The organism is Streptomyces sp. NPDC031466, from assembly GCF_055581265.1.
Genome location: NZ_JBVIJT010000007.1, coordinates 170264 through 190056, shown reverse-complemented (window position 1 = coordinate 190056; position 19793 = coordinate 170264). Strand labels below are relative to the sequence as shown.

The window sequence follows — 19793 nt, the reverse complement described above, 5'->3', positions numbered from 1 at the left end:
GGGAACTGCGCGGCCAGCCACCGGCGACCCGCACATGCTCACCCGTCCGCACGCGCGGGTCGCACCGGGTTGCTCGCGCCGTTCCCCGCGCCCCTGGGGGGGGTTCACGTGCCGGCGCGGGAGGCGTTCCCCCCTATGCCCCCGGCAAGCGATACGCGTTGGCGATGAGTTCGTACGAGCGCAGGCGGACGTCGCCGCTGTGGGCGTTGCCCGTGAGCATCAGTTCGTCGGCGCCGGTGCGCTTGGCGAGGTCGTCCAGGCCGGTGCGGACCTGGTCGGCGGTGCCGTGGATGACGTTGGCGTTCCAGCCGGTGACGAACTCGCGCTCCATCTCGTTGAATTCGTACGCCTCCGCCTCCTCCGGCGTGGGGACCAGGCCGGGGCGGCCGGTGCGCAGGCGGACCATGTTCAGGGCCGCGGCCAGGACCTGGCGGCGGGCCTCGTTCTCGTCGTCGGTGGCGAGCGCCGAGACGCCGATCAGGGCGTAGGGGGCATCCAGGACGGCGGACGGCTTGAACGACTCGCGGTAGAGGTCGAGCGCCGGAACCGTGTTCTGCGCGGAGAAGTGGTGCGCGAAGGCGAACGGCAGGCCGAGGACCCCGGCGAGGCGGGCGCTGAAGCCGGAGGAGCCGAGCAGCCAGATCGGCGGGCGGTGCGGGGACTGGACGCCGCCGGGCGAGGTCGCCTGGACGGGCCCGGGGACCGCGTGGATACGCCCGTAGGGGTGACCGTCGGGGAAGTCGTCGTCCAGGAAGCGGGTCAGCTCGGCGAGCTGCTGCGGGAAGTCGTCGGCGCCTTCGTTCAGCCGGTCGGTGCGGCGCAGGGCGGCGGCGGTGGCCCCGTCGGTGCCGGGGGCACGGCCGAGGCCCAGGTCGACGCGGCCGGGGGCCATCGCCTCCAGCGTGCCGAACTGTTCGGCGATGACGAGCGGGGCGTGGTTGGGCAGCATGACGCCGCCGGAGCCGAGCCGGATGCGGCCGGTGTGGGCGGCCAGGTGGGCGAGGATCACGGCTGGCGAGGACGAGGCGACACCCGGCATGGAGTGGTGCTCGGCCACCCAGTAGCGGTGGTAGCCGCGGGCCTCGGCGAGCTGCGCGATCTGGACGCTGGTGCGCAGCGCGTCGGTGGCGGTGCGCCCGGCGCCGACCGTGACGAGGTCGAGCACGGACAGCGGCACGGGCGCGTCGCCGTGCCGCTCCCCGCGGATGCCGTCGTCGCGGTTGCCGTCACCGGTCGGGTCCACTGTCACTGGGGTGCCTCCTGCACTGCGTACGTACGTCACGTGGGTACGGGAGAGCCAACAGGAGGCACACTCCGTTTATTCCCCCCGGGCAGGCCGCCGCCCTGGTGGGCCGGCCGTGCCAGTACCGTGCCGGCATGGCTGATCCCCTGAAGACCCTCGTCGACGGAGTCGAGGTCGAGGTGCCCAACACCCTCCCGGACATCCGCGCCGCCCTGCCCGAGGAGCGGCGGGCGGACTTCGACCGGGCCATCAACGCCGCCGGGGTCGACGAGATCCACGCCGTGATGCGCCACTGGATGCTGGAGGCCGTGCCCGATCCGGACGCCGAGGCCCGGCTCGCCCGGCTCGCCTCCGACGAGGCGGAGAGGCGGGGTACGTCGTGAGCCCCCGCCACCGCCGCGGCCACCGCGTCACCTACGCGCCGCCCGCCGACGACACCCTCGCCAAGATGGGCGACGCCGACGCCTTCCGCGCCGCCCTCGCCCGCACCATCGGCCGGGACCCCTACGGCCACGGCTCGACACCCGTACGGGAGGACCCCGACCGCAGGGAGGCCACGGTCGACGGCGCCATCGTCCTGTACTACGTGTCCGGGTCGGTCCAGACGTTAACGGTGGTGCGACTGATCCTCAGCCCCTGACCTGGACCACCGGCTCCTTCGTGAACAGCGAGCCCAGCTCCGGGGCGTTCAGCCGGCGCCCGGCCAGCCGCAGGGCCTCCCAGACCGTGACCTGGTTGGCCGTCAGGACCGGCTTGCCCAGCTCGGCCTCCAGATCGCGGAGGTACGCCGCCGTGTGCAGCGCCGTGTCCGGCAGGAGCACCGCCTGCGCGTCCGGATGGTCCCCCGCGCGGGCCAGCGCGAGAACCTCCGCGCGGCCCCAGGTGCCCACCTCCGCCGCCGTGCCGATGCCGCTGCCCCGCTCCGCGACGACCTCCAGGCCGGCCGCCCGCAAGAACGCCGCGAAGTGCGAGGTCACGTCCTGCGGATAGGTCGCGGCGAGGGCGACCCGGACCGCGCCCACCTCCCGTACGGCGTGGGCGAAGGCGAACGACGTCGAGGAGGAGGGCAGCCCCGCCGCCCGGGCCAGCTCGCGGACCTGCTCGTGCGCGCCCTCCCAGCCGAGGACGAAACTGCCGCTGGTGCACGCCCACACCACCGCCTCCGCGCCGGAGAGCCGCAGCTCCTCGACGCCGGCGGCGAGCCGCGCGGCCGAACCCAGCTCCACGAGCGCGTCGAGGCGGTGCGCGTCCTCGCCGATCTCCGTGTGGACGACCTGCAGCCGGACGCCGCCGGCGAGCATCTGCTCCATGCGGGGGTAGTCGTCCTCGGCCGAGTGCCCCGGGTAGAGAAATCCGAGTGCCGTCACGTCCAGCCTCCTCCTTCAGCGGGTGGCCCCGCGGGTGGTCCTTCGGGCAGTCCCCTCGGGGGCGGCGGGTCCAGCGGGCTCGCGCCCGGCCGCGCCCCGGGATCGATCAGCGCCTGGTAAGGCCCTACCGCACGCGTACCCAGCCGACGCAGGGCCGACCACATCGTCACCTGGTTCGCCGAGATCACCGGCAGGCGCAGCTCCGCCTCCAGTTGCGGGATCACGTCGTACGTGGGGAGGTTCGTGCAGCTGATGAAGAGGGCGTCCACCCCGGCCCGCACCGCGCGCCGCGCCATGTCGGCCACGTCGCGGCAGGGCACCTTCCAGATGTGCCGGGTCAGGCCGAGGCAGGCGCGGGCGGTGACCGCCACGCCGGCCTCGGCCAGATACTCCTCCAGGGCCCGCGTCACCGACCACGTGTAGGGCGTGACGAGCGCGACGCGCCGGGCGCCCAGCGTGTCCAGGGCCTCCAGGAGCGCGCCCGAGGTCGTCACCGCGGCGACCGCGCCCTCGCGGGTCATGGCCGCGCACATCGCCCGCTCCCCCGCGACGCCCCTGACGAAACTGCCCGACGTACACGCGTACGCGAGGACCTCGGGCTCGACGACGGACAGCGCGCGGACCGCGTGGGCGAGCGTCTCGTGCTCGCCGACCAGCCGCGCGAGGTCCAGGCTGACCTCGACGGGCACATAGGGCGTGCGGGTCAGATGGAGCGAGACCTCGTCCGGGACCCACCGCCACAGTTCGCGGTCGAGGGCGAAGTCGAAGGGGGCGACGACACCGACACCCCGCTGCGGACAGGGGTAGCGCCCGCCTCCCTCGGGCCGTGGGGGAGGTCCGCCGAGGAAGGAGACGTCCATGCGCGGCCCCCACGTTCACGCGTACCGGGTTGTCGCCATGCCGGTGCGGGAGTTGCTCTGTTGACGAAGGTAGGTTCGGGTGCGAGCGTGGTCAATCCGCCCATCTCAGACGGGACGGTTTCCCCCAGATGTCCGAACCGACGCGCGGCCGGCCTCCCGGAACCACCGTTCTCGTCCTGGACGCCGGACCCCCGGCGCCACCGCCGCGCCTCGGCGCTCTGACCGGCCGCGCCCGGGTCCTGCACACCGACGAGGCCGCGCTCGCCGCCCGACTCCCGCTCGCCGACGTGCTGTTGGTGTGGGACTTCGCCTCGGACGCGGTGCGCCGCGCCTGGCCGGGCGAGGGGCGAAGGCCGCGCTGGGTGCACACCGCGAGCGCGGGCGTCGACCAGCTGATGTGTCCCGAACTCGCCGCCTGCGACACGGTGGTGACCAACGCCCGCGGCGTCTTCGACCAGCCGATCGCGGAGTACGTCGCCGCACTCGTCCTGGCCCTGGCCAAGGATCTGCCCCGCACCCTGGAGCTGCAGCGCGAGCGTTCCTGGCGGCACCGCGAGACCCGGCGGGTCGCCGGCACGCGCGCGTGCGTGGTGGGTTCGGGGCCCATCGGCCGGGCCGTCGCGCGGACCCTGGAGGGGCTCGGCGTCACGTCCGCCCTGGTGGGCCGCGCCCGCCGGCCGGGCGTGCACGGCGCGCAGGACCTCGAACGGCTGCTGGCCCGCGCCGACTGGGTGGTGTGCGCGGCGCCGCTCACCGCCGCCACCCGCGGCATGTTCGACGCGCGGCGCTTCGGCGTGATGCAGCCCGGCGCGCACTTCATCAACGTGGGGCGCGGGGCCCTGGTGGCCGAGGACGACCTGGTGGCCGCCCTGACGAAGCGGTGGATCGCGGGCGCCGCGCTCGATGTCTTCGCGCACGAGCCGCTGCCCGCGGACAGCCCGCTGTGGTCGGCGCCGGGGCTGCTCGTCTCCCCGCACATGAGCGGCGACACGGTCGGCCGGCGCGACGAACTGGGCGCGCAGTTCGTGGAGTTGTACGAGGCGTGGGCGGCGGGTCGGCCGCTGCGGAACGTGGTCGACAAGGAACGTGGATACGTCCCGGGGCACTGATCACCACCAGGAGGCCGCATGTCCGAGCTGACGGAGCTGACCGCCGTACGACTCCTCGACGGCTACCGCAGGGGCGAGTTCAGCCCGGTCGACGCGGTGCGTGCTGTGCTGCGCCGGGCCGAACAGACGCAGCCCGCCGTGAACGCCTTCGTGCGGATCGAGGCGCGCGGCGCCCTGGAGCAGGCCGAGGCCAGCGCCGGGCGCTGGCGGCGGGGCGAGCCCCGGGGCCTGCTGGACGGCGTGCCGGTGGCGGTCAAGGACCTGCTGCTGCTGCGCGGCGGGCCGACCCTGCGCGGCTCCCGGACCATCCGCCCGGAGGGGACCTGGGACGAGGACGCCCCTTCGGTGGCGCGGCTGCGGGAGCACGGGGCGGTGTTCACCGGCCGCACGACGACCCCGGAGTTCGGCTGGAAAGGCGTCACGGACAGCCCGCTGAGCGGCATCACCCGCAATCCGTACGACGTCTCGCGCACCGCGGGCGGCTCCAGCGGCGGCAGCGCGGTGGCCGTGGCGACCGGCGCGGGCCCGCTGGCGCTGGGCACGGACGGCGGCGGCTCGGTGCGCATCCCGGCGGCGTTCTGCGGGATCTTCGGGCTGAAGCCGACGTACGGCCGGGTGCCGCTGTATCCGGCGAGCCCCTTCGGCACGCTGTCCCATGTGGGGCCGATGGCGCGGGACGCGGCGGACGCGGCGCTCATGATGGACGTCATCAGCGGCCCCGACCCGCGGGACTGGTCCCAGCTCGGCCCGGTGACGGGCGGCTTCCGCGCGGCACTGGACGAGGGTGTGCGCGGGCTGCGCGTCGCCTACTCCCCCTCGCTGGGCGGGCAGGTCGCGGTGCGGCCCGCCGTCGCGGCGGCGGTGCGGCGCGCGGTGGAGTGCCTGGCCGCGCGGGGGGCGTACGTCGAGGAGAGCGACCCCGACTTCTCGGAGCCGTTGGACGCCTTCCACACCCTGTGGTTCTGCGGGGCGGCGCGGGTCGTGCAGCAGATGACGCCCGCGCAACGGCAGTCGCTCGACCCGGGGCTGCGGGAGATCTGCGGGCAGGGCGCCCGCCACAGCGCGCTGGACTACCTCGCGGCGGTCGACGTGCGCACGGACCTCGGGCGTCGCATGGGCCGCTTCCACACGACGTACGACCTGCTGGTCACGCCGACGCTGCCGATCACCGCGTTCGAGGCGGGCGCCGAGGTGCCGAAGGGGTCCGGCCACCGGCGGTGGACGGGCTGGACGCCGTTCACCTACCCCTTCAACCTCACGCAGCAGCCCGCCGCGACGGTGCCGTGCGGGGTGGACGAGGACGGGCTGCCCATCGGGGTGCAGATCGTGGGCGCGCGCCACGCCGACACGGTGGTGCTGCGCGCGGCGCACGCGCTGTACGAGGCCGGGGCGGGTGGTGTCGCGCCGCCCCGCCTGGGCTGAGGCCCGACGCGGAGGGGTTCAGGCGCGCCTGAAGCCCAGCGTCTCGCCCTGCGCGCCCGCGCGCCACAGGTCGTTGCAGGCCTCGGCCATCTCGTCGAGGCCTGCAACGACCTGCCCCCAGACGATGCCGGGCACCCAGCCGACGTCCCCGTTCAGGAGGAGGTTGTTGCGTTCGTAGAAGAGGGCGAGGTCGACGACGGTGGGGCTCGCCCGCACCCCGGCCCCCGGTTCGTAGCCGTACGCCCGCGTCCCCAATTCCGTACCGGAAAAGGAGAAATAGCAGAGATCTCCTGGAAGAGGGGTGACCGTCGGGTTCTCCAGGGGCGGTTCGCGGTCCGCGAAGGGCGGGAAAAGGGCGTATATCTCATTGCGCGCGTATTTCGCGTGATAGACGTCCGAACCGAGCGGAAGCGCCTCCCACACCGCCGCGCAGGTCACCGGGGCCCGGTCGTCGAGCAGCCGCGCCGTGCACTGAACTCCCCGCCGGGCGAGGGAGACTTCAATGAATCGGTCTGCCATGCCTCCCATGCTCCTCCGGGAGTCAAGACCACAACGATTGGATCAGGGGCCGGAATTCACCGGCATATCCCGCGTCCGGTCGGGTAGCCGCGCGCCCATGGCTCCACCACTGAGGAAAGACCCAGAGAGCAACGGAACGAATACGTCCGAAAGAGCCCCCGCCGACGGCGGGCCGGCCGGCATACGCCGGCGATCCCTGCTGTTCGGCGCCGCGTTCGGGGCCGTCGGCACGCTCGGCGCGGCGGGGTGCAGCAAGGTGCCGACGGGCGACACCCTGGCGCGGCTGAAGTCGCAGGGCACGGTGCGGCTCGGCATCGCGGGCGAGGCACCGTACGGATACATCGACGAGGACGGGCAGTTCACGGGCGAGGCGGTGGAACTGGCCAAGGTGATCTTCAAGCGCCTCGGCGTCGACGGCGTACAGCCGGTCGCCACCGACTTCAGCTCGCTCATCCCGGGCCTGACGACCCAGCAGTTCGACGTCGTCTCGGCCGGGATGTACATCAACAAGGAGCGATGCCGGAAGGTCATCTTCTCCGACCCCGAGTACCAGATGCTGGACTCCTTCATCGTCCGCAAGGGCAACCCGAAGAACCTCCACACCTACGAGGACGCCTTCCGGGCGAAGGCGAAAATAGCCACCGGCCCGGCCTACGCGGAGATCGACTACGCCATCGCGGCGGGCTACGAGCGCGACGACATCGCGATCCTCCAGGACCCGGTCGCGGGCATGAACGCCGTCGAGTCCGGCCGGGTCGACCTCTTCGCGGGCACGGCGCTGACCAGCCGCTCGGTGGTCCGCAAGAGCAGCAGGGCGGAGGCCACCAAGGCGTTCGCGCCCGTCGTCGACGGCGAGAAGCAGGTCGACGGCGGCGGCTTCACCTTCCGGCCCACCGACACCGGACTGCGCGACGCCTTCAACGTGGAGATCCACAAGATGAAGAAGAGCGGCGAGCTGTTCCGGATCCTGAAGCCGTTCGGCTTCACCGAGGCCGAGATGACCACGCTGACCGCCAAGGAGCTGTGCGCATGACAGCGGGACTGTGGCAACACTGGGTCCTTCCCGGCATCTGGATCACCGTCCAGCTGACCCTCTACAGCGCGGCCCTCGCGACCGCCGTCGCCTTCGGCGTCGGCATGGCCCGCACGCACGGCTCGCGCCTCGTGCGCTTCCTGGCCGGCTTCTACACCGAGGTCTTCCGCGGCACCTCTTCCCTGGTGCTGATGTTCTGGATCTTCTTCGTCCTGCCGCAGCTCGCCGGCTGGGCGCTCGTCCCGATGTGGGCGGCCGTGCTCGCCCTCGGGCTCTCCTACGGCGCGTACGGCGCCGAGATCGTGCGGGGCGCCCTCAACTCGGTGGCGCCGGCGCAGCGCGAGGCGGGGGTCGCGCTGAGCTTCACCCCCTGGCAGCGGATGCGGCTGATCCTGTTGCCGCAGGCCGTGCCCGAGATGATCCCGCCGTTCTCGAACCTGCTGGTCGAGCTGCTCAAGGGCACCGCCCTGGTGTCGCTGCTCGGCATCGGCGACGTGTCCTTCGCCGCCTATCTGGTGCGGCTCGCGACCACCGAGAGCGCGCAGATCTACTCGATCACCCTGGTCGTCTACTTCGTGCTCGCCTTCCTGCTCACCCGGGGCATGCGCGCGCTCGAACGCAGGGCGAAGGCGGGCATCGGGCAGCGGCCCGAGCCGCGTACGGGCCTGACGGCCCGATCCGGTCTCCGCCGGCGGGCGGCGACGGCACCGGTCACGAAGAGCGCGGGAGGCGGCGCATGAACAACGGCACCGACAAGTGGGACTGGGGCGCCGTCGCGGACTTCATGCCGCACTTCTGGGACGGGGTGCTCGTCACCCTCCAGGTCCTGGCCCTCGGCTCGCTGATCTCCTTCTCCCTCGGCCTGGTGTGGGCGCTCGCCCTGCGCGCGCCGACCCGGTTCGTGCGGTGGCCCGTGGGGATCGTCACCGAGTTCATCCGCAACACCCCGCTCGTGGTCCAGCTGTTCTTCCTCTTCTTCGTGCTGCCGGATTGGGGCGTGCAGTTCTCCGCGCTGACCACCGGCACCGTCGCGATCGGCCTGCACTACTCCACGTACACCGCGCAGGTCTACCGCGCGGGCATCGAGGCGGTGCCCGCCGGCCAGTGGGAGGCGGCCACCGCGCTGAACCTGCCCCGCCGGCACACCTGGACCGCGGTGATCCTGCCGCAGGCGATCCGCCGCGTGGTCCCGGCGCTCGGCAACTACGTCATCGCGATGCTGAAGGACACCCCGCTGCTCTCGGCCATCAGCGTCCTCGAACTGCTCCAGCGCGCCCGCCTCCAGGCCGGTGAGACCTTCCAGTACACGGAGGCACTGACCGTCGTCGGCGTCGCCTTCATCGTCATCGCCTATCCGTCCTCCCTTATCCTGCGATCCCTGGAGCGCCGCCTTGTCCACTGACACCTCCCTCTCCAAGGACCGGCCGAACCCCGCGGTGGACGGCAGCGAGCTGATCCGCTTCGACAAGGTCGTCAAGCGCTTCGGTTCGAACACGGTCCTCGACCGGCTCGACTTCTCCGTGGCCTCGGGCAAGCACGTCACCCTGATCGGCCCCTCGGGCTCGGGCAAGACGACGATCCTGCGTCTGCTGATGACCCTGCTCAAGCCGGACGAGGGCACGATCAAGGTGGGTGGCGAGTACCTCACCCACCAGGAGAAGAACGGCCGCCTGGTCCCGGCGGGCGAGAAGCACGTCCGCGAGGTCCGCAAGAACATCGGGATGGTCTTCCAGCAGTTCAACCTCTTCCCGAACATGAAGGTCCTGCGCAACGTCATGGAGGCGCCGGTCACCGTCCTCGGTCTGCCCAAGGACGAGGCCGAGCAGCGCGCCCGCGAACTGCTCGACCTGGTCGGCCTCGGCGACCGCCGTGACGCCTACCCCTCCCAGCTCTCCGGCGGCCAGCAGCAGCGGGTCGCCATCGCGCGGGCCCTCGCGATGCGCCCGCAGGTCCTGCTCCTGGACGAGGTGACGTCCGCGCTCGACCCGGAGCTGGTGGCGGGCGTCCTGGACGTGCTCCGCGACATCGCGCACACCACGGACATCACGATGCTGTGCGTGACCCACGAGATGAGCTTCGCCCGGGACATCTCCGACCAGGTGCTCATGTTCGACGCGGGCCGGGTCATCGAGTCCGGCACCCCGGAGAAGATCTTCACCGCACCGGAGCACGAGCGGACCCGCGCATTCCTGGGCGCGGTGCTGTAGCGGGGCCGCATGACCGGCAGGGCCGCATGACCAGCCGGGTCGCATGACTGCGGCATATGCCACATGGCGCGTTCCTGTCGATCGGGCCGGAGCGCGCCATGAATGCGCCCAACATCCGTACGCTATGGGCGACTTGGCGGCTATCGTGGGACCAGCCCGACTGTCCGGAACCTTTCCACGCAGGGGGAAGCCGTGGCGTTGCAGCACCAGGCGACCGCGCCGCACGACTCCGTCCAGAGCGCCCTGCGGGTGCTGGAGATCGTCGCCCGGCACGAGTCCGGCGTCACCACCGTCGAGCTGGCCCGCGAGACCCGCCTGCCCGCCACCCGCCTGGCACCCCTGCTGCGCATGCTGCGCCGCGAGGAGTACGTGACACGGGCGGCCGACGGGGCCTACGTCACCGGGGAGGCCCTCCACCGCCTCGGCTCGGCCCGCCACCACGACCGGGCGCTGCGCGAGAAGCTCCGGCGCACCCTGGACGGCCTGCGGGACTCCATCGGCGCCGCCGTCTACCTCAGCCGCTACGTCGACGGCGAGGTCCGCGTCACCGACTTCGCCGCCGGCCCCGGCACCCCGGCGGTCAACGAGTGGGTGGACTTCCGCTCCTCCGCCCACGCCAGCGCCGTCGGCAAGAGCCTGCTCACCCAGCTCGACGTCGACGGCCGCCGCGACCACCTCTCCCGGCACAAGATGGCCCGGCTCACCGCCCGGACGATCACCGACGAACGGGTGCTGCTCAACCGCCTCGCCGCGCAGCCCGCGACGGTCCCCGTGCTCGACCTCCAGGAGTACGCCGTGGGCACGGTGTGCGCGGCCGTGCCGATCACCGCGGGCTCCTCGGTGGGCTGCCTCGCGCTGTCCCTGCCGGTGGCGCACGCCCACCGCCTGCGCGAGGCGGCGGACACCCTGAGCCGGCGGGCGGCGCCCGTACTGCTCTCGCTGGCGATCTGACCCCGGCCCGGCCGGGAGCGCCCTCTCTGGTCAGGAGCACCCTCGCGGACCAGGTACTATTTATGAGTCAGCAGGCGCCGCTAGCTCAGTTGGTTAGAGCAGCTGACTCTTAATCAGCGGGTCCGGGGTTCGAGTCCCTGGCGGCGCACTTGCGAATGCCGAAAGGGCGTTCCCGGTCTCCGGGGACGCCCTTTCGCGTAGGTCCGCCCGGATGGGGGTGCGGTTTTCCGCACCCCCATCCGACGGCAACCCCCATACCCCCGCTGACCTGCGCTTCCTAGCGTTGAGCCATGGACCTGACTCTTGCGCTCCCCCAGGAGCCCGCGGGCGGCGTCGCGGGCTGGGCCGCCGATCTCGTCGATGTGCTGGGCGGCCCCGGCGCGGGACTCGCCATCGCCCTGGAGAACCTCTTCCCGCCGCTGCCCAGCGAGGTGATCCTGCCGCTCACCGGCTTCGCCGCCGGGCAGGGCGTCATCAGCCTGTTCTCCGCGTTGTTCTGGACCACCCTCGGCTCGGTGGTCGGCGCGAGCGCCCTGTACGGCATCGGCGTCCTGTTCGGGCGCGAGCGCATGCACGCCCTGTGGGCCAGGCTGCCGCTGGTCAAGGCGTCCGACCTGGAACGTACCGAGGTCTGGTTCGCCCGGCACGGCACCAAGGCCGTCCTCCTGGGCCGGATGGTGCCGATCTTCCGCAGCCTGATCTCCGTACCGGCCGGGGTGGAACGCATGCGGCTGCCCGTCTTCCTCGCCCTGACCACCCTGGGCAGCCTGGTCTGGAACTCCGTGCTCGTCCTGGCCGGCTACTGGCTGGGCGACCGGTGGGACACCGTGGAGACGTACGTCGGCCTCCTCTCCAAGGTCGTCCTGGTGCTGGTCGTCGGTGCTCTGGCGGTGTACGTGGCGGTGCGGGTGCGCTCCCGCCGCGCGCCCGGGGCCGGCGCCGAGGCCCGCCACCGCCGCGCCCGATGAGGGTCGGCTAGTGTCGGCCGACGTGAAGGAGCCCGTGGCCGCCCCGTTCTTGCTCAGGGTGCTCGGCGTGCTCATCGGCTGCCTCACCGCCCTGCTCGGCCTCGGCTACTTCGTCGTCGCCGGCCTCGCGCTCGGCCCCTTCCTCGTGGCGCCGCCCACCCGCGCCCGGGCCCACGCCCTGCTCGCCTCGGGCGCGCGCCGGCTCACCGCCGTGGAGCGGCGGCGCCGGTCCGTCTTCTTCCGCGACACGTTCCCCGACCACCGCGCCGGCGACCGGCAGATCCTGCGCTACCTCGCGGCCCGCACCTGTTCCGGGCTGCTGTGTGCCGTCGTGGTCGGCCTGGTCGACTTCGGCGCGGTCCTCGCCGGGATCTTCGCGGTGTCGCTCCCGCACTCCTCGATGACCTGGGCCGACATCGCCGGCCAGATCGTCCTCGGCGGCACCCTGCTCTTCCTCGCCGTGCACGGGCTGCGCGCGCTCGCCGAACAGGACGCCCGCCTCGCCCGCGAGTGCTTCGGCCCCGGTGAGCGGGAGCTGATGCAGCGCCGCATCGACGAACTGGCCACCAGCCGCGCCGCCGTGGTCCACGCGGTCGACGCCGAGCGGCGCCGGGTCGAACGCGACCTGCACGACGGCGTCCAGCAGCGGCTCGTCGCACTCGCCATGCTGCTCGGCCGGGCCCGCCGCGGCCGCACCCCCGAGCGGGCCGACGCACTTTTGGAGCAGGCCCACCAAGAGGCCCGGGAAGTCCTCACCGAACTGCGCGAAGTGGCCTGGCGGGTCTACCCCAGCGCCCTCGACAGCCTGGGTCTGCGCGAGGCGCTCGACGGGGTGTCGCAGCGGTGCGCCCTTCCCGTGCGCATGGAGTACGACGTCCCCGACACGCTGCCGTCCGCCGTCGAGACCGCCGCCTACTTCGTCGTCTCCGAGGCCGTGACCAACGCCGCCAAGCACTCCCGCGCCGAGGAGATCACCGTGCGCGTGCGCGGCGGCGGCGACCGCCTCACCGTGCTCGTCCGGGACAGCGGGACCGGCGGCGCCGATCCCGCGGGCAGCGGCCTGACCGGGCTGCGCAGCCGGGTCGCCGCGCTCGACGGCACCCTGCGTGTCGACAGCCCCCCAGGGGGCCCCACCACCATCACCGCGGAGCTGCCGTGCGCGTAATCCTGGCCGAGGACTCGACCCTGCTGCGGGAGGGCCTGGTCCGGCTGCTCGCCGAGGAGGGCCATGACGTCCTCGCCGCCGTGGGCGACGCCGAGGCGCTCCTCGCGGCGGTCGGGGCGAGCACGCCGGACGTCGTCGTCACCGACATCCGCATGCCGCCGGACCACACCGACGAGGGGCTGCGCGCCGCCGTGCGCATCCGCGAGCGGCGCCCGGAGATCGGCGTCCTCGTGCTGTCGCAGTACGTGGAGCGCACCTACGCCACCCAGCTGCTCACGTCGAGCGCCGAACGGGTCGGTTATCTCCTCAAGGACCGGGTCGCCCAGGTGGAGGAGTTCCTCGACGCCCTGGAGCGGGTGCACGCGGGCGGCGCCGCCATCGACCCCGAAGTCGTACGGCAGTTGCTGATCCGCACCACGCACAGCGACCCGCTGACCCGGCTCACCCCCCGGGAGCGGACCGTCCTGGAGGCGCTCGCCGAGGGGCACACCAACGCGGCCATCGGGCGGAAGCTGCACATCTCGCTGAGCGCGGTCGAGAAGAACCTGAACGCGATCTTCGACAAGCTGGGCCTGTCCCGCGCGGACGGCTACAGCCGCCGGGTGCTCGCTGTGCTGCGCTACCTGGAGTCCTGAGCGGCGGCGGCCCGCGCCCACCGGCCGTACGGGGCTGTGGAGTTCACCCCGCGTTCCCGGTCACGACAGCACGACCCCGTCCATCACCAGCGCCGCCACGAGACCCGCCGCGAGGAGCCAGGTGCCGAGCCTGGTCCGGCCGCGGCGGCTCAGCTCGATCACTCCTCCGCAGAGGATGAGCAGCAGCCCGTACACCCCGACGACCAGCACCGACGAGCGGCTCGCCAGCCTCAGGGCCAGCACCACCGCCGCCGCGGCCATCAGCACGGACGCCGCGGCGACGCGGGCGCGGCGGGCGCGGGCGGCCGGGGTCGGGCCGACGGGCCGGGCGTCCGGCTCGGTTCCGGACGGAGTGGGGGGCTGGTCCGACTGCTCGGACCGATCGGACTGGTCGGGCGCGCTCATGGTGGTGGATCGTAATCGCTCACGCGAGCGGACCGGCGAGGTGTGGCCGCTTCCCTGGCACCGGCCCCACGCGGCGCGGGGCCCCGCGTGCGCCGTGCGGTCGTGCACGGCGTACGCGGGACCCGTCGGCGGGGCGGGGAAGCCGCTCGGGCAGGGCTCAGTACTTGACGTCCGAGCAGGCGTAGAACGCGTTCCCCGTGTCCGCGATCGTCCAGACCGCGACGATCACGTGGTGCCCGCTGCGGCCACCGGGAACGGTGCCGCTGTGCGAGAGGGTCGCGGGCGGCTGCTGGCTGTTGTACGGCACGGTGAGGAACGGCGTGGTGTCCAGGGCCGCCCTGGTCACCGGCTTGCTGTCGTCCCAGCCCTGCTTGGTGATGTAGTACTTGAAGTCCGTGGTGCGGTGGCGTGCGGTGAACTGCCAGCGGAACGTGTAGCTCTGTCCGCCGCTCACCGCCGTCGTGGGCCAGGCCCCGCCCCCGGGCGTCCGCGGCGAGTTGAGCTGGTTGAAGCCGGCTATGCCCGCCGAACAGATCTTGCCGTCGGCCGGTCCGCCGGCCGGGAAGCCCTTGGGACCCTCGACGCTCTGCGGCTCGTACTGGATGGAACCGCAGTTCGTCACCACGCCCTTGGCGCAGTTGATCTGCCTGCTGGCGGGCAGATCGGTGTAGCCGTGGCCGCTGGCGCCACCGGTGGACAGCGCGACGGCGCCGACCGTGGTGAGGCCGACCATGGCCGCGTACATCTTCTTCTTTCGCATGTGCCGCTCCTGACCGAACGTGGGGAGTTCCGGGGACGTGCGCGCACTGCGGTCTAGACCAAGTCTCAGATTATTGGCGTTAGTTGAACATGTCCATACCAATGCCGGAGAGGATCCGTCCGGATCACGGCACGGTCACCGGTGCTCGCCGTGGCCCGTGTAGAACGCCACCGTCAGGTCCTTCACCAAGGCCTTGCGCTCGTAGTCGTCCAGCTCCACCAGGCCCCGCGTGGTCAGCCGCGTCACGGTGTCCTCGACCGAGTCGACCACCGAGGTCAGGACGGTGTCCCGGTGCCGCGCGTCCAGGGCCGCGACCCGGCGGCGCTGCATCGCGGCGGCCACCTCGGGGGCGTACTCGATCCGGGTGGGCCCGGCCGAGAAGACCTCCACGCCGACCGCCTCGACGTCCGCCGCGAGCGCCCGGGTCAGCGCCGCCCCCACGGCATCGGCGTCGCGCAGCGTGGGGGCGTCCCGCAGCGCGGGCGCGTCGTCGTGGAACGCGTCGGCGGGCAGCCGCGAGAGCACGCGGGCCGTCGCCGCCTCCACGCACTCGCGCAGATACTCCTGATGGTCCTCCACCGCGAGCGTCGCCCGTGCGGGATCCTTCACCCGCCATACGACGAGGACGACCACCCGCAGCGCGACCCCGCCCCGGTCCACGGCGGGCATCGGCTCGCTCCGCCAGTGCCGCAGGCGTACGTCGACGCGGCGGCGCAGCAGGAGGGGGTTCACCCACAGCAGGCCCGTGCGGCGGACGGTGCCCCGGTAGCGGCCGAAGAGGCTGAGCACCCACGCCCGGCCGACCCGGCCCCGGGCCAGCCCGCCGAACCCGAACAGGCCGAGCGTGCCCGACGCGGCGAGCGAGGCCCACTGCGCCGGCCCGGGCCCGGTGCCCCCGCCGTCGAGTCCGGCCACCCGCAGCGCCGGCTCGGGCAGCATCCCCGCCCACCACAGCGACAGCGCGCATCCGGCGACGCCCGCGCATCCGCCGAGGACGCCGGCGAGACCGGGCAGGACCCTGGCCCGCCGCTCGGCCAGGGAGGGGTCGAGGTCGGGCACGGGGCGCGCCGCGGACTCGGCGGGCCCCACCTCCAACGCGGGCGCGGGCGTGGGCGCGGGCGCGGGGCGGCGCGCCGTCCGGGGCTGCTCCCCCGTTCCCCGCCTGCGCCGCACCACGGCGGGCGGCAGCGGGACGGCCACCGGGTCGTCCGGGTCGTCGCGGAAGAGGAGGTGGACGGGGATCTCGGTGGTGGCCTCGCTCTGGATCACCCTCGGCGGCCGCGCGGCGGCCTGCTCGGGCGCCCCGCCGGGCCGCGGGGACTGGGGCTGTGAAGCCGCCGTCGCACTCATCCGTGCCTCCGCCTCATCCGTGCCTCCGCCTCATCAGTACTTCCGCCTGGTCCGTCCCCACCTCACGCACGCCCCTGCCTCATCCCTGCCACCGCCTCACCGACACCTCCGCCGTAGCTCCCAGGCCCGAGGCCCGAGGCCATGCCCCTCACCGGAACAACCTCCGCCACGTCTCCGGGCCCGGATAGCCGTCGGCCGCCGCGCCCCGCCAGCCCTGGGCGCGCTGGAACGCCTCCACGTTGCGTCGGTCGCTCTCGCTCCAGGCGGGGCCGGGGCCCCGGGCGTAGTGGCGGCCGAAACCCTTCCGCACGAGCTGGACGCCGAGCTGCTCGATCGCCGGGTGGGAGCGCCCGGGCCGGAAGACGCCCGGGCCGGGGTAGGCCGGCGCCGTCCGCGCGCCGGTGTCCTCCGGGGTCGCGCCCGCCGCGGGGATGTCCCGTCCCTTCCCCCGCATCAGGTACGACCACGTGGCCGGGCCGGGCAGGCCGTCCGCGCCCCCGCCCCGCCACCCTTGCGCCAGCTGGAAGGCCCGCGTCGCCCTGCGGTCCGCCTCGGTCCAGCGCGGTCCGGGGCCCGACCGGTAGAAGCGCTTGCCGCCCCGCGCGACCAGCGCCTCGCCGAGCCGGGTGACGTACGCGTTGTTCGCCCCGGGCCCGAAGGAGACCGTCCCGGGGAACCGCGTCAGGGCGGGCCCGGAGCCGTTCCCCGCGCCCTTGCCCTCCGTGGTGGTCCCGGCCTCCTCGACGCCCTTGAAGCGATAGGCCAGATAGCGGTCGGAGTTCTCCCAGTAGGCATAGGGAGTCGCCTGTTTACGGGTGTGCGGGCGGGTCTGCTCATAGGCGACGTAATGCGTTTGAGTGGCGTCCGTCCAGCCACCGAAAATCGTCACGTGCGACCCCTTGGTCGGGTTCGCCGGATTGTGGAAGAGAAGAATGTCGCCGGGCTGGAGCTGTTCCTTCGTAATGCGCACCGCGTACTTGCCGAGGCTGCCCGTCCATTCGTTGCCGCTCAGGTTCCAGGCCATCGAGACGAAGCCGGAGCAGTCCTGGCGGTAACCATCGCTCCAGTACGCCTCCATGCTGTAGGGCACCTTCGCGTCGACCCACGTCATGGCCCGATCGATGATCGTCGTCCGGGAGATCGAGTGGTACACCGACGACGCCGGCACGCCCGAACCGCCGTGCAGGGGGCTCGCGGGGCCCTGCGGCGTGTCCGGTCCCTCGTCCGCCGGACGGGCGTCCCGCCGGGCCGCCGCATGGCCTGCCGCCCCGGCACCCCCCATCTCGGTGCCGGCCGCCGCCGGCAGCGTCTGGCCGCCGAGCACCGTGCCCGCCGCCGCCGCGAGGACGAGGGCGCGCCGCGCGCCGTGCGCCGCCGGATGGCCGCCGAGCCGCACGGGAAGCGCGTGGACCATGGCGCGCCGCCAGTGGAGACAACCGGGACAGCCGCAGTCGCTCTCGGGGTCGAATTCCTCGAATACCGGAGCGGCCTCCATGCGATTCCCCTCACACCCCAGAATAGAAAGTCCGCGCATCTGCACATCCGTCAGTTTCTCAACTGTCCCGGGATACCGCATGTTGACGGTCCGAATGATGTAGTGGCCCGCCCCGGCCGTCCCCCGGGCCCCCACGAGTTCCCTCTCCGGACACCGCCCGGAGAGGCCGGGTGGTCAGGAGCACCCCCGGACATCCGGTAGAGTTCTCCAGGTCAGCAGGCGCCGCTAGCTCAGTTGGTTAGAGCAGCTGACTCTTAATCAGCGGGTCCGGGGTTCGAGTCCCTGGCGGCGCACAGACACCGAAGGCCCTCCGTTCACGCGGGGGGCCTTCGTCGTGCGCCCTACCGCTACGGTTGCGCCATGGCGCGCGACATCCAGGAGCGGATCAAGAAGCTCATCATCGATTCCCGGCTGCCCTCCGGGGCCTCGCTCCCCACCGAGCCCGAACTGATGGAGCGCCTCGGCGTCAGCAGGAACTCCGTGCGGGAGGCCCTCAAGGCGCTCCAGGCCGTCGGGATCGTGGAGATCCGGCACGGTTTCGGCACGTATGTCGGCCCGATGTCCGTCGCGCCGATGATCGAGGGCCTCGCCTTCCGCACGGTGGCGGGCCACTACCGCGGCGAGGACAGCCTGCTCCAGCTCCTGGAGCTGCGCGAGGCCGTGGAGACGGGGCTGATCGCCCGCCTGGCGGGCCGGGTCCCGGAGGCCGACCTCGCCGAACTGGACGCCTTGGTGGACCGGATGGACGCCGAGGCCGCCGCACCTGACGGCGCCGTGCGCGCCGAGACCGACCGCGCCTTCCACGCCGCGCTGTACCGCGGCCTCGGCAACCTCCTCCTCGGCGAGGTCCTGGAGGCGTTCTGGGACGCCTTCCACAAGGTCCGCACCGATCTGGTGGACGTACCGCAGGACCCCAAGGTCACCTGCCGCCAGCACCGCGAGATCGTGGAGGCGGTGCGCTCGGGGGACGCCGTCCGGGCCGAGCAGGCCATACGGGAGCACTTCGGCAACATTCGTACGCGTCTGAGCTCACCCGCCCCCACAGGGGCCCCAAATCGCACGTATGACCGGTAAATCACCTGTCTGCCTCTTGCGGTCAAGCGGTACGGCTCAGAGCCCTGGCCTGGAGCCTTTGGCTCTCACGAGGCGGACGGCACAGGGCAGTTGGGGTCCGAGGAAGGCCCGCTGGGCCCCCGTGCCGTAGGGGCGACCCCGTCAGGAGCGCGGCCCCCTCAGGAGCGCGGGGAGTTCTTCGCGAGGCCCAGGGCGTAATCCGGCCACCACTCGCCCGCCTTCGGGCCGCCCCGGCACGTCCCGTCGGACTCGCCGGGCCGCTTGACCCACAGATACGCGTCGACCAGCGGATCACCGGTCCTCGTGGTGGGCGCCTCGCCGAGCGCACGGCCCGGCGGGTTGCACCACGGGTCCTCACCCTTGCCGTAGGGCCCGTTGCCGTTGCGCCCGGTGTCGATGACGAACGGCTTACCGCCGACCTTCGCCGAGAGCCGCTTGCCGAAGTCCTTGCCGGCCGCCGTGGTCTGGAAGTTGGAGACGTTCACCGCGAAACCGTCGGCCCGCTCCACGCCGGAACGCCGCAGGGGCTCCCGGAGCGCGTCGGGGCCCTGCCAGCCCGCGTTGCCCGCGTCCAGGTACACCCTGGTGTCCTTCAGGGACGTGAGCTTCCCGACGGCGCCCCGCAGGAGGTCGTAGCGCTCCTCGTGGAACCGCTCCGGAATGCACCCATCGACCAGGTGGAGCACGGCGTCCGGCTCCAGGATCACCGTGGCACGGCGGTCGCCGATGCCCTCGGCGACCTCGTCGACGAAGGCGCGGTAGGCGTCAGCGTCGGCCGCGCCGCCTCCGGAGTACCGGCCGCAGTCGCGGTGCGGGATGTCGTAGACGACGAGGAGCGCGTCGCGGTCCGCCTTCTCGGCCGCCTCGGTGAAGCCGCGCGCCTGCTCCCGCGCGTTCTCCGGGACGAGCCACTCGGCGACCGGCTGCTCGGCGATCCGCCGGATCAGCCCGGCGTCGTCCTCCCTGCCGTCCTCGGCGTACGTGGCGACCTGCCGGGCGGCGGTCCCCCGCGGGTTGACCCAGTACGGGTCCCGGTCCTTCGGCTGCTGCCCCACCGGCGCGCCCACCGTGTCGCCCTCCCCGCCACCGCCGGCGGGGGAGCACCCGGCGAGGAGCAGCGCGGCCCCCGCGAGCACGAGCCCTGCCTTCCACCCCCCGGCCGCGAGAACGCGTCCGCGACAGGTCCCTTTTCAGTACATCCACTCCCCTTTGAGTGCACTGTCCGTAGCG

General features: G+C 72.9%; 22 protein-coding genes and 2 tRNA genes. 15 read left to right on the top strand and 9 right to left on the bottom strand.

What is annotated here, in order from left to right:
• Positions 1-133: 133 nt before the first annotated feature.
• Positions 134-1249, bottom strand: a complete 1116-nt coding sequence (locus ACZ5GP_RS18840) for an LLM class flavin-dependent oxidoreductase (RefSeq protein WP_468751916.1) — start codon at positions 1247-1249, stop codon at positions 134-136.
• Positions 1250-1377: 128 nt separating this feature from the next.
• Here ACZ5GP_RS18840 and ACZ5GP_RS18835 point away from each other — a divergent pair, with 128 nt between their 5' ends.
• Both ACZ5GP_RS18835 and ACZ5GP_RS18830 read left to right on the top strand, forming a co-directional pair.
• A complete protein-coding gene (locus tag ACZ5GP_RS18835) occupies positions 1378-1626 on the top strand; it encodes a hypothetical protein (RefSeq protein WP_468751915.1) in 249 nt (82 codons plus the stop codon).
• Between the two features lie 65 nt (positions 1627-1691).
• A complete protein-coding gene (locus tag ACZ5GP_RS18830; protein WP_358584998.1) occupies positions 1692-1883 on the top strand; it encodes a hypothetical protein in 192 nt (63 codons plus the stop codon).
• On the opposite strand, the gene ACZ5GP_RS18825 is transcribed toward ACZ5GP_RS18830, so the two are convergent.
• Positions 1873-2610, bottom strand: a complete 738-nt coding sequence (locus ACZ5GP_RS18825; RefSeq protein WP_468751914.1) for a maleate cis-trans isomerase family protein — start codon at positions 2608-2610, stop codon at positions 1873-1875. The two genes, ACZ5GP_RS18830 and ACZ5GP_RS18825, sit on opposite strands and share 11 nt — an antisense overlap.
• Positions 2607-3470: a maleate cis-trans isomerase family protein gene (locus tag ACZ5GP_RS18820; protein WP_468751913.1), complete on the bottom strand. Its 864-nt coding sequence runs from the start codon at positions 3468-3470 to the stop codon at positions 2607-2609. The genes ACZ5GP_RS18825 and ACZ5GP_RS18820 overlap by 4 nt, the downstream gene beginning before the upstream one ends.
• A gap of 128 nt (positions 3471-3598) precedes the next feature.
• Here ACZ5GP_RS18820 and ACZ5GP_RS18815 point away from each other — a divergent pair, with 128 nt between their 5' ends.
• Positions 3599-4579, top strand: a complete 981-nt coding sequence (locus ACZ5GP_RS18815) for a D-2-hydroxyacid dehydrogenase (RefSeq protein WP_468751912.1) — start codon at positions 3599-3601, stop codon at positions 4577-4579.
• 18 nt (positions 4580-4597) lie between these two features.
• Positions 4598-6001: an amidase gene (locus ACZ5GP_RS18810; protein WP_468751911.1), complete on the top strand. Its 1404-nt coding sequence runs from the start codon at positions 4598-4600 to the stop codon at positions 5999-6001.
• An 18-nt stretch (positions 6002-6019) separates the two neighbouring features.
• Here the strand turns inward: ACZ5GP_RS18810 and ACZ5GP_RS18805 are convergent, their stop codons facing one another.
• Positions 6020-6520 (bottom strand): DUF3830 family protein, encoded by a 501-nt coding sequence (locus tag ACZ5GP_RS18805; RefSeq protein WP_468751910.1) that lies wholly within the window; start codon positions 6518-6520, stop codon positions 6020-6022.
• Between the two features lie 97 nt (positions 6521-6617).
• Between ACZ5GP_RS18805 and ehuB the strand changes: the two genes are divergently transcribed.
• The 9 genes from ehuB to ACZ5GP_RS18760 all read left to right on the top strand — a co-directional run bounded on the left by ehuB (position 6618) and on the right by ACZ5GP_RS18760 (position 13479).
• Positions 6618-7553 (top strand): ectoine/hydroxyectoine ABC transporter substrate-binding protein EhuB, encoded by a 936-nt coding sequence (gene ehuB, locus ACZ5GP_RS18800; RefSeq protein ID WP_468751909.1) that lies wholly within the window; start codon positions 6618-6620, stop codon positions 7551-7553.
• Entirely contained in the window at positions 7550-8293 is a 744-nt protein-coding gene (ehuC, locus tag ACZ5GP_RS18795; RefSeq protein WP_468751908.1) for an ectoine/hydroxyectoine ABC transporter permease subunit EhuC, read from the top strand. The genes ehuB and ehuC overlap by 4 nt, the downstream gene beginning before the upstream one ends.
• The gene (gene ehuD, locus ACZ5GP_RS18790; protein ID WP_468751907.1) at positions 8290-8955 is read left to right on the top strand and encodes an ectoine/hydroxyectoine ABC transporter permease subunit EhuD; all 666 of its coding nucleotides are present in this window, start codon (positions 8290-8292) and stop codon (positions 8953-8955) included. Before ehuC ends, ehuD begins: the two co-directional genes overlap by 4 nt.
• A gap of 34 nt (positions 8956-8989) precedes the next feature.
• Entirely contained in the window at positions 8990-9760 is a 771-nt protein-coding gene (gene ehuA, locus ACZ5GP_RS18785; RefSeq protein WP_468752153.1) for an ectoine/hydroxyectoine ABC transporter ATP-binding protein EhuA, read from the top strand.
• Positions 9761-9952: 192 nt separating this feature from the next.
• Positions 9953-10711, top strand: coding sequence for an IclR family transcriptional regulator (locus ACZ5GP_RS18780; RefSeq protein ID WP_468751906.1), 759 nt, complete (start codon positions 9953-9955; stop codon positions 10709-10711).
• Between the two features lie 74 nt (positions 10712-10785).
• A tRNA-Lys gene (locus tag ACZ5GP_RS18775) sits at positions 10786-10859 on the top strand.
• A 142-nt stretch (positions 10860-11001) separates the two neighbouring features.
• Positions 11002-11679 (top strand): DedA family protein, encoded by a 678-nt coding sequence (locus ACZ5GP_RS18770; RefSeq protein WP_468751905.1) that lies wholly within the window; start codon positions 11002-11004, stop codon positions 11677-11679.
• Positions 11680-11701: 22 nt separating this feature from the next.
• Entirely contained in the window at positions 11702-12844 is a 1143-nt protein-coding gene (locus ACZ5GP_RS18765) for a sensor histidine kinase (RefSeq protein ID WP_468751904.1), read from the top strand.
• Positions 12835-13479 carry a response regulator transcription factor gene (locus ACZ5GP_RS18760; RefSeq protein WP_468751903.1) on the top strand — a complete coding sequence of 215 codons (645 nt, stop codon included), beginning with the start codon at positions 12835-12837 and terminating at the stop codon, positions 13477-13479. The genes ACZ5GP_RS18765 and ACZ5GP_RS18760 overlap by 10 nt, the downstream gene beginning before the upstream one ends.
• Before the next feature lie 60 nt (positions 13480-13539).
• Here the strand turns inward: ACZ5GP_RS18760 and ACZ5GP_RS18755 are convergent, their stop codons facing one another.
• The 4 genes from ACZ5GP_RS18755 to ACZ5GP_RS18740 all read right to left on the bottom strand — a co-directional run bounded on the left by ACZ5GP_RS18755 (position 13540) and on the right by ACZ5GP_RS18740 (position 17489).
• Entirely contained in the window at positions 13540-13884 is a 345-nt protein-coding gene (locus ACZ5GP_RS18755) for a hypothetical protein (protein ID WP_468751902.1), read from the bottom strand.
• Between the two features lie 157 nt (positions 13885-14041).
• A complete protein-coding gene (locus ACZ5GP_RS18750; protein ID WP_468751901.1) occupies positions 14042-14644 on the bottom strand; it encodes a lytic polysaccharide monooxygenase auxiliary activity family 9 protein in 603 nt (200 codons plus the stop codon).
• Positions 14645-14779: 135 nt separating this feature from the next.
• Entirely contained in the window at positions 14780-15994 is a 1215-nt protein-coding gene (locus ACZ5GP_RS18745; protein WP_468751900.1) for an SPFH domain-containing protein, read from the bottom strand.
• 148 nt (positions 15995-16142) lie between these two features.
• Positions 16143-17489 carry a peptidoglycan-binding protein gene (locus tag ACZ5GP_RS18740; RefSeq protein ID WP_468751899.1) on the bottom strand — a complete coding sequence of 449 codons (1347 nt, stop codon included), beginning with the start codon at positions 17487-17489 and terminating at the stop codon, positions 16143-16145.
• Positions 17490-17708: 219 nt separating this feature from the next.
• Here ACZ5GP_RS18740 and ACZ5GP_RS18735 point away from each other — a divergent pair.
• Positions 17709-17782, top strand: a tRNA-Lys gene (locus ACZ5GP_RS18735).
• A 67-nt stretch (positions 17783-17849) separates the two neighbouring features.
• Positions 17850-18563 carry a FadR/GntR family transcriptional regulator gene (locus ACZ5GP_RS18730; protein ID WP_468751898.1) on the top strand — a complete coding sequence of 238 codons (714 nt, stop codon included), beginning with the start codon at positions 17850-17852 and terminating at the stop codon, positions 18561-18563.
• A gap of 158 nt (positions 18564-18721) precedes the next feature.
• Here the strand turns inward: ACZ5GP_RS18730 and ACZ5GP_RS18725 are convergent, their stop codons facing one another.
• A complete protein-coding gene (locus ACZ5GP_RS18725) occupies positions 18722-19699 on the bottom strand; it encodes a glycoside hydrolase family 6 protein (protein ID WP_468751897.1) in 978 nt (325 codons plus the stop codon).
• Positions 19700-19793: the final 94 nt, after the last annotated feature.